11 protein-coding genes and 1 tRNA gene are annotated in these 15,365 nt (G+C 35.0%); 8 read left to right on the top strand and 4 right to left on the bottom strand.

Translation table 11 applies throughout. The features are described 5' to 3' along the window. The first annotated feature begins 407 nt into the window (after positions 1-407). The gene (lpdA, locus tag OOK84_RS05045) at positions 408-1,793 is read left to right on the top strand and encodes a dihydrolipoyl dehydrogenase (protein ID WP_264731350.1); all 1,386 of its coding nucleotides are present in this window, start codon (positions 408-410) and stop codon (positions 1,791-1,793) included. 1 nt (position 1,794) lies between these two features. Here the strand turns inward: lpdA and OOK84_RS05040 are convergent, their stop codons facing one another. Further along, a complete protein-coding gene (locus tag OOK84_RS05040; RefSeq protein WP_264731349.1) occupies positions 1,795-2,187 on the bottom strand; it encodes a hypothetical protein in 393 nt (130 codons plus the stop codon). Positions 2,188-2,256: 69 nt separating this feature from the next. On the opposite strand from OOK84_RS05040, the gene murG reads away from it, so the two are divergent. Continuing rightward, positions 2,257-3,288 carry an undecaprenyldiphospho-muramoylpentapeptide beta-N-acetylglucosaminyltransferase gene (gene murG / locus OOK84_RS05035; protein ID WP_264731347.1) on the top strand — a complete coding sequence of 344 codons (1,032 nt, stop codon included), beginning with the start codon at positions 2,257-2,259 and terminating at the stop codon, positions 3,286-3,288. On the opposite strand, the gene gshB is transcribed toward murG, so the two are convergent. Further along, entirely contained in the window at positions 3,273-4,202 is a 930-nt protein-coding gene (gshB, locus tag OOK84_RS05030) for a glutathione synthase (RefSeq protein ID WP_264688409.1), read from the bottom strand. The two genes, murG and gshB, sit on opposite strands and share 16 nt — an antisense overlap. 60 nt (positions 4,203-4,262) lie before the next feature. Then, the gene (locus OOK84_RS05025; protein WP_264731345.1) at positions 4,263-4,853 is read right to left on the bottom strand and encodes a BON domain-containing protein; all 591 of its coding nucleotides are present in this window, start codon (positions 4,851-4,853) and stop codon (positions 4,263-4,265) included. 140 nt (positions 4,854-4,993) lie between these two features. Here OOK84_RS05025 and OOK84_RS05020 point away from each other — a divergent pair. From OOK84_RS05020 to OOK84_RS04995, 6 genes are all read left to right on the top strand, one after another. Next, positions 4,994-5,075, top strand: a tRNA-Leu gene (locus tag OOK84_RS05020). A 158-nt stretch (positions 5,076-5,233) separates the two neighbouring features. Continuing rightward, entirely contained in the window at positions 5,234-6,568 is a 1,335-nt protein-coding gene (gene tig / locus OOK84_RS05015) for a trigger factor (RefSeq protein WP_264731343.1), read from the top strand. A gap of 11 nt (positions 6,569-6,579) precedes the next feature. Then, positions 6,580-7,206 (top strand): ATP-dependent Clp endopeptidase proteolytic subunit ClpP, encoded by a 627-nt coding sequence (gene clpP / locus OOK84_RS05010; RefSeq protein WP_164225183.1) that lies wholly within the window; start codon positions 6,580-6,582, stop codon positions 7,204-7,206. After that, positions 7,206-8,483 carry an ATP-dependent Clp protease ATP-binding subunit ClpX gene (gene clpX / locus OOK84_RS05005; RefSeq protein ID WP_253309481.1) on the top strand — a complete coding sequence of 426 codons (1,278 nt, stop codon included), beginning with the start codon at positions 7,206-7,208 and terminating at the stop codon, positions 8,481-8,483. Before clpP ends, clpX begins: the two co-directional genes overlap by 1 nt. A 15-nt stretch (positions 8,484-8,498) precedes the next feature. Beyond that, the gene (lon, locus tag OOK84_RS05000; RefSeq protein ID WP_264731340.1) at positions 8,499-10,952 is read left to right on the top strand and encodes an endopeptidase La; all 2,454 of its coding nucleotides are present in this window, start codon (positions 8,499-8,501) and stop codon (positions 10,950-10,952) included. A 185-nt stretch (positions 10,953-11,137) separates the two neighbouring features. Continuing rightward, positions 11,138-12,433 carry a cbb3-type cytochrome c oxidase subunit I gene (locus tag OOK84_RS04995; protein WP_319803082.1) on the top strand — a complete coding sequence of 432 codons (1,296 nt, stop codon included), beginning with the start codon at positions 11,138-11,140 and terminating at the stop codon, positions 12,431-12,433. A gap of 679 nt (positions 12,434-13,112) precedes the next feature. Here OOK84_RS04995 and OOK84_RS04990 read toward each other — a convergent pair. Continuing rightward, positions 13,113-15,308 carry a coiled-coil domain-containing protein gene (locus OOK84_RS04990; protein ID WP_264731336.1) on the bottom strand — a complete coding sequence of 732 codons (2,196 nt, stop codon included), beginning with the start codon at positions 15,306-15,308 and terminating at the stop codon, positions 13,113-13,115. Between the last annotated feature and the right edge of the window lie 57 nt (positions 15,309-15,365).

The following is a 15,365-nucleotide window of genomic DNA, read 5'->3' as shown; positions in this document are numbered from 1 at the left end:
AAATTGCTTTAGCTACAAACATTAAGAAATTTACCAAGCAGAAGAAAAGGCAAAAGAAGCCCCGTGGTGCGAGTTTTGACTCTATATTACTGTAAGTGGCGCTGTAATAATGTGCTAACGCTTAAAATAAGCGCGATTTGGCTGAATGTAGAAAAAATAAAAAAGACATGCAGCCGCTATAATTTTATGTAATCCGCCAATAAATACCTGAGTTTTTTACTGAATTTTGTCATTGAGCCTGCAGGTCAAAAACAAGTTTTGAGTCATAAATACCCTTATTGTCATAATAAGGGGGCTGGCGGAGTTTGTCAAGCAAGTTTTTTCGTTTCTATGTTGTCAGCTACCTGAATATTGATCATACGGTTTCCATCTGTTATATATAATCTTTTTGAATACGAAGAAAACTGATGAATGAGTATGATATTACGGTTATAGGTAGCGGTCCTGGTGGTTATATAGCAGCAATTAGGGCGGCACAGCTTGGGTTTAAAACTGCAATTGTAGAAAAAGAAAAAAATTTAGGCGGTATATGCTTAAATTGGGGATGTATACCAACAAAATCACTACTTAGAGCATCTGAGGTTTATAGGCTAATAAAAAGATCAAAAGAGTTTGGTATAGAAGTAAAGGGAGCGAGTTTTGATATACAATCAATAGTGAAATACTCAAGAAACGTTGTTGATAAATTGTCAAGCGGTGTTGCATATTTGATGAAGAAGAATAATATCAGAGTTCATCAAGGCTTTGGTAAACTTGCAGGCAATAGTACTATAAAAGTTGCTGGCGATAAGGAAGAACAAGAAATTGTTTCCAAACATATCATTTTAGCAACAGGAGTGAGGGCACGGAATCTGCCTGAAATAGAGGCAGATGGAGATTTAATATGGAATGCGCAGCACGCTATGACTCCAGAGAGATTACCAAAATCACTACTAATCATAGGGTCTGGTGCAATTGGAATAGAATTTGCAAGTTTTTATAGTACTTTGGGGGTTGATGTAACAATCATAGAGATAAAGAGCACTATTTTGCCGCTGGAAGATAAAGACATTTCAGGCCTAGCAGAAGAAATATTCACAAAACAGGGGATAAAAATATATACAAACAGTAGCGTAAAAGCTCTTACTAAAAGTAAAGACTCTGCTCAAGTGCTACTAAGTAGTGGCGAGAGCAAAGAATTTGATAGGGTGATTGTTGCGGTTGGAATTCAAGCAAATATTGAAAATATAGGTTTAGAAAATACAAAAATTAAATTAAGCCCTTCTGGTTTTATTGAAATGAATGAATGGTATGAAACTAGTGAATCAAATGTGTATGCAATAGGTGATGTAGCTGGCCCACCATGTTTAGCACATAAAGCGAGCCATGAAGCTGTGATCTGCGTTGAAAAGATTGCTGGTAAAAGTGCTCATGCGTTAAAAAAAGAATGCATACCAAATTGCACTTATTCTCATCCACAAATAGCGAGCATCGGCCTTACTGAGGAACAGGCAATAAGAGGTGGGTATGATGTAAAAATAGGAAAATTTCACTCTAACTTTAATGGTAAGTCTATTGCACTCAGTGAAACTGAAGGGTTAGTGAAAACAATTATAGACAAAAAGACAGGCGAACTTCTGGGTAGCCACATGATAGGTGCAGAAGTAACGGAGTTAATTAGCAATTTTGCTCTTGCAAAGCAACTAGAAGGAACAGACTTCGACATAAAATCTACGATTTTTCCTCATCCAACCATTTCAGAGATGATACACGAATCAGTGCTTGCTGCAGATGATGAGTCGTTAAATAGTTGAACTAACGTTCCATCGTTTTAGAGTTGTCAATGTCTTGGGTAGTAGTTTGATTAGGCACTTTAGTTTCAATAGATTGATTACCACCAGCATCAGAATTCTGTAACTCTTCTTTCAATCCCTTAGCTGCTTCTTTAACTTTAAGCTTTGCCTTTGGATGAAGATCTTCTGGGCCTTTTCCTTTAGTATCCAAACCTTGTTGTAGATTAGTGCTTTTCATTTTATTATGCTGCTCGTGCTCAGGTAGGTCAACAACCGAATTGAAAAGAATTTTTATTATATTTTTTAGCAGTTCTAAAAAACCTCCGCTTCTGCCTTCTCTTTGTTCTTGAGATTTATTTTTCTCATTAGGTTCTTTTTTACTATTACTTTTAGGCATTTTTAACTCAACTATCATAAAGCTTAATAAAATTCTACGTGCAAATTATTAAATAACAGTTAACAATCTAGGATGCATTATTTACAGATGGATATTATTTTAGCAACAGGTGGCACAGGTGGGCATATCTTTCCGGCCATAGCCTTAGCAAAAGCACTAAAGACACAAGGATACAATTGCATATTATTCACTGATAAAAAAACAAATAAAAATATCGACATAGAAAGCTATATTTTATCATTACGTAGACCAAGCGGCAACAAATTTAAGTTTTTCCTTTTATTAATGTATAGTTGTGTGCTAGCAATATATAAAATCAGAAAATTGAAGCCAAGATTAGTAATTGGTTTTGGTAGCTATGCTTCTTTTCCAACTCTTCTTGCAGCAAGGGTTCTTTCTATACCTATAATTTTACATGAACAAAATACAGTTTTAGGAAGAGTAAATAGATTCTTTTTTAAGAGTGCAAAATTAATTGCAACCAGCTTTCCGGAGACTAAATATACAGAAGGTAATAAATGTATTTTTACAGGAAATTTTATTGATATAAAAGCACAGAGCCATTCTAGCACTGAGAAAGTCCTAAACATATTAGTCATAGCAGGTAGCCAAGGTGCAAATTTTTTTGATGATGTAGTAAGCAGCGTAATTTGTAATTTGCCTATTAAAATGAAAAAGAAAATTAGAGTGACGCAGCAATGTACGAAGAAAAATGTAAACAAGGTCAAGAGTCTATACAAAAGTGAAAAGATCGATTGTGAATTGAGTGAATTTTTTGATGATATGGAAAATAGATTGGCCAATGCTCACTTGGTAATTAGCAGAGCAGGAGCAACTTCAATAGCAGAGATCACTCTTGCTAGGCGCGCTGCTATATACATTCCTTACCCTGACTCAAAAGATAATCACCAATTTTATAACGCAAAATATATTGAAGATTCGGGAGCAGCTGTAATAGTTGAGCAGAATAGTGAAGCAAAAAAAAATCTAACAGAGGTACTATTTGGTCTATTAAATAATTCTCAAAAATTGCGTGATATGACCAATAATACAAAAAAAACAGGGATAAAGAATGGGACTACTGAGTTTGTTAAGGTAATTGTTCACAGGTTTAGTTGATGGCTGCTTGCTTTTTCTTCAAACACATCCCAAAGGTCTTTTTCTAGCGATATATTATATAATTTATTGATATAAACCACTCCCGTGGGTGAAGTTGTGTTAATTTCGAGCAGGAAGTCATCTATAATATCAATACCAACAAATATTAGCCCCCTTTTCTTTAATTCAGGACCAATTTTGTTACATATTTCATTGTCTCTATCGTTCATTTGAGCGGGCTCAAAACTTGCTCCAAGTCGCATGTTTGTTCTGATCTCTCCACTGATTTTTGGAACTCGTTTCATTACTCCAATTGGTTGACCATAAAGTAGCAATATTCTTTTATCTTTATCTATGTTTTTACAAAATGATTGCGCAATTACAGGACATTCATATTTTGCTATCATGAGATCCACTACCACTTGAATGCTGTTTTCATCTCGTATTCTTATTACATCGTTTCCTCCATAACTATACAACGGCTTCAGAATAATATCTTGATAGTTGTGGTAGAAATCTCTAATCATCGATATATTTTCAGTGATCAAAGTCGGCGGAATTAGCTCTGGAAATAATGAAGTTATCAATTTTTCAGGACAATTTCTTATTTCTGTTGGATTGTTAATTACCAATGCGCTGGTTTTTTCTAAGATATAGGTTGTTGTAATGTAGCGCATATCAAAGGGTGGATCCTGTCTGATAAATATGATGTCCATTTCATTCAAGTTGATTGCTACATCCTCTTTAGAGATAAAACTAAAATCATCAACGCTGACTTTCTGAGCAAGAGCAATTGGATGGTTTAGCTTTAGTGCTAAATTGTTAGGAGCATAGACAAAAACTTCGTGCTTCCTCCTTTGTGCTTCCTTTATTAGCACGAATGTAGTGTCAGTTTCAAAATTTATATTTTCATCCATCTGAAAGGCAACTTTCATTTATGTTCTCTACCTATTGTCACAACTGTACAAATGTTATAATTTGAAGGCGATTTTTGCCTAATGGCGTAATTTACTGTACTTATATCGTACATAACTTACAACTTGTTTTACTCCCTTTACTTTTCTTGCAATTGATATTACAGCTTTTAATTCCGCTTTATTTTGGGCTATACCCATCAAATAAACAACTCTATCAACCGTATTAACGCTATAATTAATTGATTTAATATTTCTTTTCCCCAGAAGTCTTGTTCTTATTTCCGCTGTTATCATGCCATCTACAGTAGTGTCTAGCATGGAAGCCATTTGAATTGGTATTACTCTTATTTCATTTATCACTTCTTTAATTTCTTTTTGCTGCCAAGCTATTTTTTCTGCTGTAAGTTGTTTTTCAGGAGTGTCAACACTTCCAATGAGCAATACTCTTCCTTCACTTACTTTAACTTTTATGGATGAAAATAGCCCATGTTTTAAGAGCCCCTTATTAATTCTGATGACCATAGTCGTATCATCAATGATATTTCCCAAGGATTTGTCCTGCATTGTTATTGCTGTCGCTGTAGCCACCACACCACCTATTATAAGGGTTGTGCAACCACTTTGTGTAATCAAAAAAATTGCAAGTAAGAAGCTTGTTATTAATCTCATTATTGATTTTCAGGATTTAGAGCTTTCATTAAGAAATGTTAATAAGCTTTTTTGATTGTGTAAATACTATAAATTAAGTAAGACTTTAAACCTTGAATATTTTTAATGGAATACCTATAATAGGGTACTGAAAATTTCTTGCGGATATGGCGGAATTGGTAGACGTGCCAGGTTTAGGTCCTGGTGAGCTTGCTCGTGGGGGTTCAAGTCCCTCTATCCGCACTTTAAAGTCATGTAACTTAGGTTTTAAGGGAAAATTTATAATCACTGAATACACTTTTGTTTGCATAAAAACCTGTTCTTAAGGATTGTGTTTAACTTAAATTCTGGTAAAATGACTCTATTAAGATATGAATTAAAATGTTAATAAATGAATTATGATGTCTAATAATATACCTCAAAATACAGTCGAAGTAAGTAGCGTATATACCTACAAAGAGCTTAGTATAGATAAACTAAAGTATGAGTATGAAATCACAGTTGGTAGTGATTATATAAAACAAAAGGTAAATTCCAGGTTGCAAGAGATAGCAGAAAATGCAAAATCACCTGGGTTTAGGGCTGGAAAGATGCCCTATGACCTTGTTGTTGCAAATTATAAAAACGAAGCTTTGGAATATGTGATAAATAATACAATTGATTATTGCTCAAGTGATTTGATGAAAAAAATTGAAGTCAAGTCTCACATTTATCCTAAGGTTGATGTTATATCATTACCAGATCTGGGCAAAGAAAATGAGGAGGGCAATTTTGTATACAAGCTATCTTTTGAGTCGATGCCTGAAGTACCGATGATAGATCTTGACAAAATAAACTTAAAGAAAATTGAAGCAAAGATTGAAGAGGAAGATATAAAAGAATTTATTGATTCTATTAAAACAAAGTTCCCCAATTTCGCCTCTGTTGATGATGCTTCTTATCAAGCGAAAGATGGGGATAAATTGATAATTGATTTTGAAGGGCGGATTAGGAATAAGCTCTTTCAGGGTGGAAGTAGCAAAAATTTTGCCGTTAATTTAGGGTCTGGCACATTTATTAATGGTTTTGAAGACCAATTAACTGGTATGAAAAAGGGAGAAACAAAGGACTTTAAGTTGCAATTTCCTGAAAATTACCAAGCCATTTCCCTTGCAGGACAGGAAGCTGATTTTTCTGTGCGAGTTAATGAGATTCAAATTGCCAAAGATTTTGAAAATGATGATGAAATAGCTAAGAGTATTGGTTTTAAAGATTATTCTTTGCTAATAAGTCATGCAAAAAAAATGATTGGTGATCAGTGCACCGAAATGAGAAATCTCTTAATTAAAAAGGAGCTATTTGATTATTTGGATGCTAATTATAGTTTTGATTTACCCACAGACATAGTAAAACAGGAGCAACAAAGAATGGAAGGAGAACTGGGTGCTCAAAATGATTCTTGTAAAGAAGCTGAAAAACGTGTAAAGCTTGCTATGTTATTTATGAAATTTAGTGCAGAAAATAAAATATCATTAACTCAAAATGATGTTTTGAATGTTATTGTAAATCAATATGTCAGTAAGGATGTACCGTTTGACAGAGTACTTAAGCATTTTGAATCAAATAAACAATTTCAAGAATTAGTTAGAGGGCAAGCGCTTGAGTATAAAGTGACAGATTATATAATAGAAAAAGTTAGTAAAGAAGAGCAGATTATTTCTGTGAAAGAATTAAAGGAATTGTTTGGTAATATTTAATAGGAAAAGGTATGACTCTTATACCAATTGTAGTTGAACAAACTAGTCGCGGTGAGCGTGCTTATGACATATATTCAAGACTAGTGAAAGAAAGAATAATTTTCGTAACAGGTCCTATTGAGGACAACATGGCCAGTGTAATAGTAGCACAGCTTTTATTTTTAGAATCGGAAAATCCCGATAAAGACATTTGTATGTACATCAACTCACCAGGTGGTGTTGTAACTGCTGGTTTGTCGATCTACGATACAATGCAGTATATAAACCCAGACGTTTCAACTTTATGTATAGGTCAAGCTGCGTCTATGGGTTCCTTATTGCTTGCATCTGGTACAAAAGGTAAGCGCTACTCTCTACCTCATTCAAGAATTATGATACATCAGCCATCTGGTGGTTATCATGGTCAAGCAACTGATATAGAAATACATGCTAATGAAATTTTGCGAGTTAAGAAAAAACTAAATCAAATTTATGAAAAACATACTGGAAATTCACTGAAGAAAATTGAAGGAATGATGGAAAGAGATAAATTCATGGATCCTGAAGAAGCAAGGAAAATTGGCTTAATTGACAGGGTGATAGCTGAGCGTACAGATATTGAAATTGAAAATATTAAAGTTAAACAAAAGGTGGGTTAATGGATAACAATAATGATTTACACTACTGTTCTTTTTGCAACAAGGCGCAAGATGAAGTAGATAAATTGATTACTAACTCCTCGGATGGTTTAAAGGTGTTTATTTGTAATGAGTGCATAGAATTATCCCATAAAGCAATAAGTCAAAAGAAAGATAGATCTTTTAATTCAGATCGTATATCTGATATGAAGCTATTACTAAAGAAACCTGAGGATATAAAAAATTTTCTCAGCAAGCATGTTGTAGGTCAAGAACACGCGCAACACGTTTTATCTGTAGCTATGTATAACCATTGTCAATCCATGGTACAATTTCATGCTATAAGTGATATTGAAATCGAGAAGTCAAATATAATGCTTATTGGTCCCACTGGTTCTGGTAAGACTTTGCTAGCCAAAACACTTGCTAAAGTTTCAGATGTGCCATTTGCTATGGCTGATGCGACAACTTTAACTGAGGCAGGTTATGTGGGTGATGATGTAGAAAGCGTGTTGTCGCGTTTATTACAAGCTGCAAATTATGACGTTGCAAAAGCACAGCGTGGTATAGTGTTTATAGATGAAATAGACAAGATTACAAGAAAATCTGAAAGCACTTCAATAACCCGTGACGTTTCAGGTGAAGGGGTCCAGCAAGCTCTGCTTAAGATTATGGAGGGTACAGTTGCTTATGTTCCGCCACAAGGAGGGCGAAAACACCCACAACAAGAGTTTATACAAGTGGATACTAGTAACATACTATTTATTTGTGGAGGAGCTTTTGAAGGCCTTGATAAGATTATTGAAGCGAGAAAAAAGGGAACGTCAGTTGGCTTTGGAGCAGATATAAGTCAGTCTAAAGAGCAAAAGAAAAAGAATGCTTTACATGATGTTCAACCTGAAGATTTAATCAAATTCGGTTTAATACCCGAATTTGTAGGGCGGGTTCCAATAACTGCTGTTTTAGATGAGTTGGATCATGAAGATTTAATACATGTGTTGACAGAGCCAAGGAATGCACTAATAAAACAGTACAAAGCATTGCTTGCGTTTAGCAAAGTAAACCTTGAGTTTTCAGATGAAGCAATATCAGCTATTGCTAAAAAGGCTATAAGCTATAAAACAGGTGCAAGAATGTTACGTGCTATCTTGGAGTCACTTTTGCTTGACGTTATGTATACAGCTGGAAACGGAGATTTTGAAGGTAGCACTATAGTAATCACTAAGAAAATGGTAGAATTAGGAAAAGCAACGGTTAATCATAATAATAATGGCAATGTTATAACGGTTAATGATTAATTTGAGGCATATATTATGAACATTGAACGTGCTGTGAGCTCTAGTTTTACTGCATTGCCAGTGTTACCTTTAAGAGATGTAGTAATTTTTCCAAATATAATGGTGCCTTTATTCATAGGCAGAGAAAAATCTGTTAATGCACTAGAATATGCAACAAGTAGTAGTAGTCACCAAAATGAGATTTTTCTTGTAGCACAGAAAGATGGCTCTGTTGATAATCCGGAGCCAGAAGATCTTTATGAAGTAGGTGTGTTAGCAAACATTATACAACCATTAATAAAATTGCCTGACAATGCAGTAAAAGTTATAATCCGGGGGATAAGAAGGGGAAGAGTTGTAGAATATATTAGCTCTCATACTTTATTACAAGCCAGGGTAGAGTTAGACAATCATTATAAAGAAGATGAAGACAATATTGATTTAGAAGCTTTAAGGCGATCTGTTATAGACGCGTTCGATAGCTGGTGTAAGCTAAACAAGAAAAATCAGCCTGAAGTTGCCATTAACCCCATTGATCAAATCAAAGAAGTTGATCAACTTGTAGACACGGTAGCTTCACATTTAAATATAAAAGTATCGGATAAACAAAGCATACTTGAGGCTTATGACCCAAAAGAGCGTTTAAAAAAAGCTTTTGCTTTTATTGAGGGAGAAATAAGTATTTTGAACGCACAAAACCGTTTATATAAGACAATTAAATCGCAAGTTGAAAGCACTCAGAAAGTTTACTACCTTAACGAGCAATTGAAAGCTATACAGAAAGAATTAGACGAATTTGAGAATGGTGATGAAGGGAATATACTCAATGAATTTGAAAAAAAGATAAATGAAACAAAGCTTTCCCAGGAAGCAAGAGAGAAAGCTATAACTGATTTGAAGAGATACAAGAAAATGAATCCCATTTCTCCTGAAGCTACAGTTATATCTAGTTACTTGCATTGGTTACTTGATTTGCCGTGGGGAAAGTACAAAGATGCAAAAATTAACTTAAATGCAGCTAAGAAAATCTTAGATGAAAATCATTATGGCATAGAGAAAGTAAAAGATAGGATAATAGAATTTTTAGCAGTATTAAAAAGAGTAAAAGAGATAAAAGGTCCTATACTTTGCTTGGTTGGACCGCCAGGTGTTGGTAAAACTTCTTTAGCTAAGTCTATGGCAGGAGCAGTAGGAAGAGATTTTGTTCGCATAGCTCTTGGTGGTGTGCGTGATGAGTCCGAGATACGAGGGCATAGGAAAACTTATATTGGCTCAATGCCTGGTAAAATTATTCAACATATGAAAAAAGCTAATTCATGCAACCCGCTTTTTCTGCTTGATGAAATAGATAAGATGGGTTCTGATTCGCGTGGCGATCCTGCATCTGCATTACTTGAGGTTTTAGATACTGAGCACAATAAACACTTTACGGATCATTACTTGGAAGTTGAGTTTGATCTTTCAAGTGTAATGTTTGTAGCTACGGCAAACAGCTTAAATTTGCCACATCCTTTGCGTGATAGGATGGAAATTATACAATTGTCCGGGTATACTGAAGATGAAAAAATCAGTATTGCTACACACCACCTTATTCCGAAGTTAAAGAAGGAGCATGGTTTGTATCAGAAGGAATGGGACATAACTAATGAGGCGTTATACAAGTTGATACGTTTATATACACGTGAAAGTGGTGTGCGGAGTATGGAAAGGGAGCTTGCAAAGCTCATGAGAAAGGCAGTTAAAGAAATATTGACTGATAAAAATAAGAAAATATCCGTAGGGGTTGACAATTTACAAGATTATTTAGGGGTACGTAAATATACCTTTGGTATTGCAGAAAATGAGAGTTTAGTGGGAGTAGTAACTGGGCTTGCCTATACTGAAACAGGTGGTGATATTTTGATGATAGAATCAGTCCTAATTCCGGGCAAGGGAGAAATAAAATACACAGGAAAGCTTGGAGAGGTTATGCAAGAATCTATAAAAGCTGCGTATAGTTATATTCGATCAAATTGTTTGTTTTTTGGTATAAAGCCCGAAAAATTCCAAAATAATGATATACATTTGCATGTACCTGAGGGTGCTGTACCAAAAGATGGCCCTTCTGCTGGCGGCGCGGTATGTACGTCTATTGTTTCTCTTATGACAAATATACCAGTTAACAAAAATGTTGCTATGACAGGCGAAGTGACATTGCGTGGTAGAGTTTTAGCTATTGGGGGCTTAAGAGAAAAGTTACTTGCAGCGCTCAGAGGATCAATCAAAACTGTGATTATACCAAGTGAAAATGAGAAAGATATGCAAGAGATTCCTGCAAGCATCAAAGAGGGGATCAACGTAGTTTTTGCTAAGAATATTGATGAAGTTATGAAAGTTGCTTTAATGCACCCTACTACTCCAATTGATGGTGATGATAATCAAAATAGTGTGTCTTCCTCTATAGAAAATAAAGATGATACTTTTCCTATGTCGGAAACATTGAAGCATTAGATTAAGAAGATATTATACAATCTCCATTTCTCTTTTATCCGGCAAAAATCCACCAACTTGTGCATTCCATAAGGATATGACCTGCTTTGCTGTGATATTATTCATCAATGCCAATTAATTTGAAAAATTTATAGCGCTTTATATTATAATACTTTATCAATCAAAAATAAAAAGAGAAAATGACCGTGCTCAACATACAAAATAACGCTACACTTTGCAAACAGTGGATATTCTTAGCAGTATGTGCTCTTGCTTGCTCTGGGTTACTGTCAATAATTGTTATTTTTTTACGATTGCCTTTTATCTCCTCTCTCGTTCCTTCTGCACAATATATCTTTGATAATGCGCTGGTGATACACGTGAATTTGTCAATTTTGGTGTGGATGTGCTCTATAATATCTCTGCTTTTTATTATAAACCTACAAAATACCAATAATTGGTTTAACTTTTCATGGGTTCTATCAACCCTTTCGATGCTGCTCATGTTTATATCCGCATTCGTTCCAAACACTGAAGTTATCAAAAGTAACTATATTCCCGTGTTACAAAACAAATTATTCTTATTTGGTCTTGGTTTGTTTACCACCAGTATATTAGTAAATGCAATGCTAGCATACACATCAAAAAAAGAGGTTTCATTTCTCTCTGTGGGGCAAGTTGGGCTGGTTATTACACTTGTTTCGTCATTTCTTTGCTTTGTTTTAGCATATCAAAATATGCCTCCAGGTCTATATCACTCAGATAAGAATTTGTTTTACGAATATCTCTTTTGGGGAGGCGGACATTTATTGCAGTTTGCTTTTACTCAAGGAATGTTTTTAGTCTATTTAATAATGTTAAGCGATGCTAGTTTAGCTTCAAGCAATAAAATTACTATTTTACCACTATTTATAAACACAATTTTGGCTATGGGTGCATCGTTTATATATTTTGTTTATCCAATTGATAGCGCCAAGTTAATACAGTTTTTTACTTGGCATATGAGGATTGCTGGAGCAGTTTTGCCGTGCTTTTTGATAATATTAGTGTGCTGCAACATCAGGACTTTTACTAATGATAAAAGCAACTATTTATTACATTCATTTTTATTGTTCATTTATGGAGATGTGCTTGGAGTGCTGACTATTGAAGGAAATGTCACCATTCCCGCTCATTATCATGGTTCTGTAGTTGGGATCACTATAGCTTTTATGAATTTCATTTATTGGCTGTTACCTAAATTAAACTTTAAAGAGGTAAAAAGTTCCATGGTAAGATTACAGATTTATGCGTACAGTGTGGGGCATTTTCTCCATATTACTGGACTTGTATGGCTTGGTGGATATGGTGCCTTAAGAAAAGTTGCAGATTTGCCAAGCATTTCATCAATGTTGGCACGCACGTGCTTCATTATAGGTGGCGCTATATCAGTTGTTGGTGGAATGTTATTCGTAATAATTGTGCTTTTACATCTGCTCAAAGGCAAAGCGCGTACCAACTAACCCATAGAAACGAAAAAACTTGCTTGACAAACTCCGCCAGCCCCCTTATTGTAGTAGTAAGGGTATTTATGACTCAAAACTTATTTTTGACCTGCAGGCTCAATGACAAAATTCAGTAAAAAACTCAGGGTATTTATTGGCGGATTACATAAAATTATAGCGGCTGCATGTCTTTTTTATTTTTTCTACATTCAGCCAAATCGCGCTTATTTTAAGCGTTAGCACATTATTACAGCGCCACTTACAGTAATATAGAGTCAAAACTCGCACCACGGGGCTTCTTTTGCCTTTTTTTTCTGCTTGGTAAATTTCTTAATGTTTGTAGCTAAAGCAATTTAAGAGACCGAAAATGGTGTCATTCCAGCGCGTGACGCTGGAATCTAGTCTTTATTATGCAGCCACTTATTTAAAGTTAAGTTTTCTGGATCCAAGTAGTCAAGCTACTCGGATGACACCTTGACAATCGTCATCCCGCTACGTGTTAGCGGATGAGATACCACGAATGAATCGCGGTATGACGTAGGATTGCTGTCATCCCGCTGCTTGTTAGCGGGATCTATGTGAGATACCGCGGCAGTGTGACGGTTCGCGGCGGAATGACGATAACCTCGTCATCCTGCTACGTGTTAGCGCCATGGCGGTACGACGTCTTAGCTATAGTTAACAATAGAAGCAAAACTCATCCTTTTGAAAGAGGAGGAGATTTTTCTGGATCCTCAGCGGGGATTGATTTTGGATCTGATAATTCTGTATTTACCTTGATTGGCTCTAATGGAGTTTTCTGCTCTTCCGGTTTATCGTCTGGAATTGGAACAGGCCAATCCATAATGTTTTGCGGTATAACTTCTGCTTCTTTAGCTTCTTTTTGACCTGTTGAAGATGGTGTATCAACTCCTGCATTTTTAGTAACTTCTTGTTTTAGTTGTTTATTTTCTTCTTGTAATTGCTTTAAATTTTTCTTTAACTCGTCAATCTCTCTTATTTTTTGTTTTAATTGTTCAGATATAGTTAGTTTGTCTCTAGTCAATTTTTTGTTTTCTTGTCTTAACTCACTAGCTATTCTGCTTGAGTTGTTGTTTACAGCTTGTGTACCTTGGTCTTGCTGCTGCATGCTTGTTCCTCTACTTTCATATTCAACTTCAGTTTGAGTTGCCTGACCTTTTTCCTGCTGTAATATGTTCTGCAGTTGCTCTAGACTCTCTTTGACAGATGCCAGCTCTTCCTGTGTACACGTTAACATCCCTTCCTTTTCCTTAAGCTGTTGTTTAAGCTTATCTATTTCTGATTGTTGCTTTCTGAACGATGTTGAATCTGTACTTTTTGCTCTTAATTGTCTAAATAAATTTTCCTTTTCTTCTGCCAATTTTTCTATTTGCTCAGTCAGCTTATCTTTATTATCGATAAATTCAATCTCAGCTTGTTTTAGTTTACGGGTTAAATTTTCAATATACTCACTATCTTCGTTTTTTACTTCCGAATACTTTGCCCTTAAATCTTGAAGCTTTCCTTCTAATTTCTGGCTCTCTCTTACTATCTGCTGTATCTTTTCATCCTTCTGCTTAATTTCTTTTCTCAAACTCTCTATTTTCTCATTTTTCTCCACTTCTTCTATCTCATCTGCAAGAGACTTTTTACCTATACCAGATTGCTGAATTGCCATTTCTAAATCTTCTTTTTCTTTGTACAGTTGATTTAATTCCTTAACTAACTCTTGATTCTTTAATTGCTCTTTACTCATAAGTGACTCAATTAAAGTACCTTGCTCCTTTATTCTTTGATCTCTTTCAAATATCGCTCGCTGTTGTTCATTAACTTTATCTCTCAAGGAGTCACGTTCTAATCTTAGATCCTCAAGCTGCTTTGCCTGCGCTGCAAAATATTTAGCAAATGTTTCTTTTTCTTTCTCTAATTCCTCAATTTCGTCTACTTCACCTTTTGCTCCTTCTTGTTCATGCTCTTCTTCATCACTAGACATATCATCCTCAAGTATTTCATCTTCATCACTAAATTCACTAACACTAGAGAAAGAACTTCTACGTGAAGAAGGTGTGCTAGGAGAGGAATACCCACTGCTGCTTGGTGTAGGTGACTGTGGTGATATATGTGGATCTTTTGTAAATATTTCCTCTGCTGGTACTTGCTGATCGTCTACACTCCTGGACATGTCAGTAAAAGCTTGATGCAGAGTTTTTCCATTGATAAAAACTTCTTTATTCTGCTCAACTAATTTTAATATTTTATCTTTTGTTTCCTCTGGTGTGAACTTTAAATCACCAAACTTTGGCTCACCAATGACACTTTGTATACCACTAGAATCCAATTTTACGATCATGCTACAGTCTATGCTGTTGCCTTCAGAATCTTTAGCCTGCCAGTTAATGGTCATTTCACATGAGATTGAACCAGTAAAATCATAGTGCCTTTCGCTGCCTTTTTTGGTCGCAGTTATTTGACTATCTTTCTCTAAAGATATGTTATAAACCTTACCTTCTCTGCTGGCTCTTAAAATATTGCTAATTTCTATTGGTTTTTCTTCATTTTCAAATCTAATTTTGAAGTCGTTATCTTTTGTTGAATACGCTAAGAAATTTTGACCAGGCAGAGACGACTTAAGTTCTTTATGCATTGCGTCTATTGATTGCTCAAATTTTTGGAACTCCTTTTCCCACTTTAAATTTATCTGTCCTGTAATGTCCTCATCTTTGCGTAAAGGACCAATAAAGTACCAGATTAAATTTTCTTCCTCCAGTCTTTTAATAAAATCCTGAAGATCGTTGCAAGATTCAATGACACTTAGAATATCATTTTTCTTCTGTTCATCTACATTTAGACTTTGATTCTCAGCTATAAATACATTTTCGTTTTCCTGTGGCATAATTTTGCATCTTTAAAAAGTATACTATAATATTAACAGATTTTTTTAAAAAATCAA

The organism is Wolbachia endosymbiont (group A) of Sphaerophoria taeniata (genome assembly GCF_947250735.1).
Classification (GTDB): Bacteria; Pseudomonadota; Alphaproteobacteria; order Rickettsiales; family Anaplasmataceae; genus Wolbachia.
Note: the sequence above shows the minus strand (reverse complement) of the source record. Positions and strands in the feature narration are given on the sequence as shown.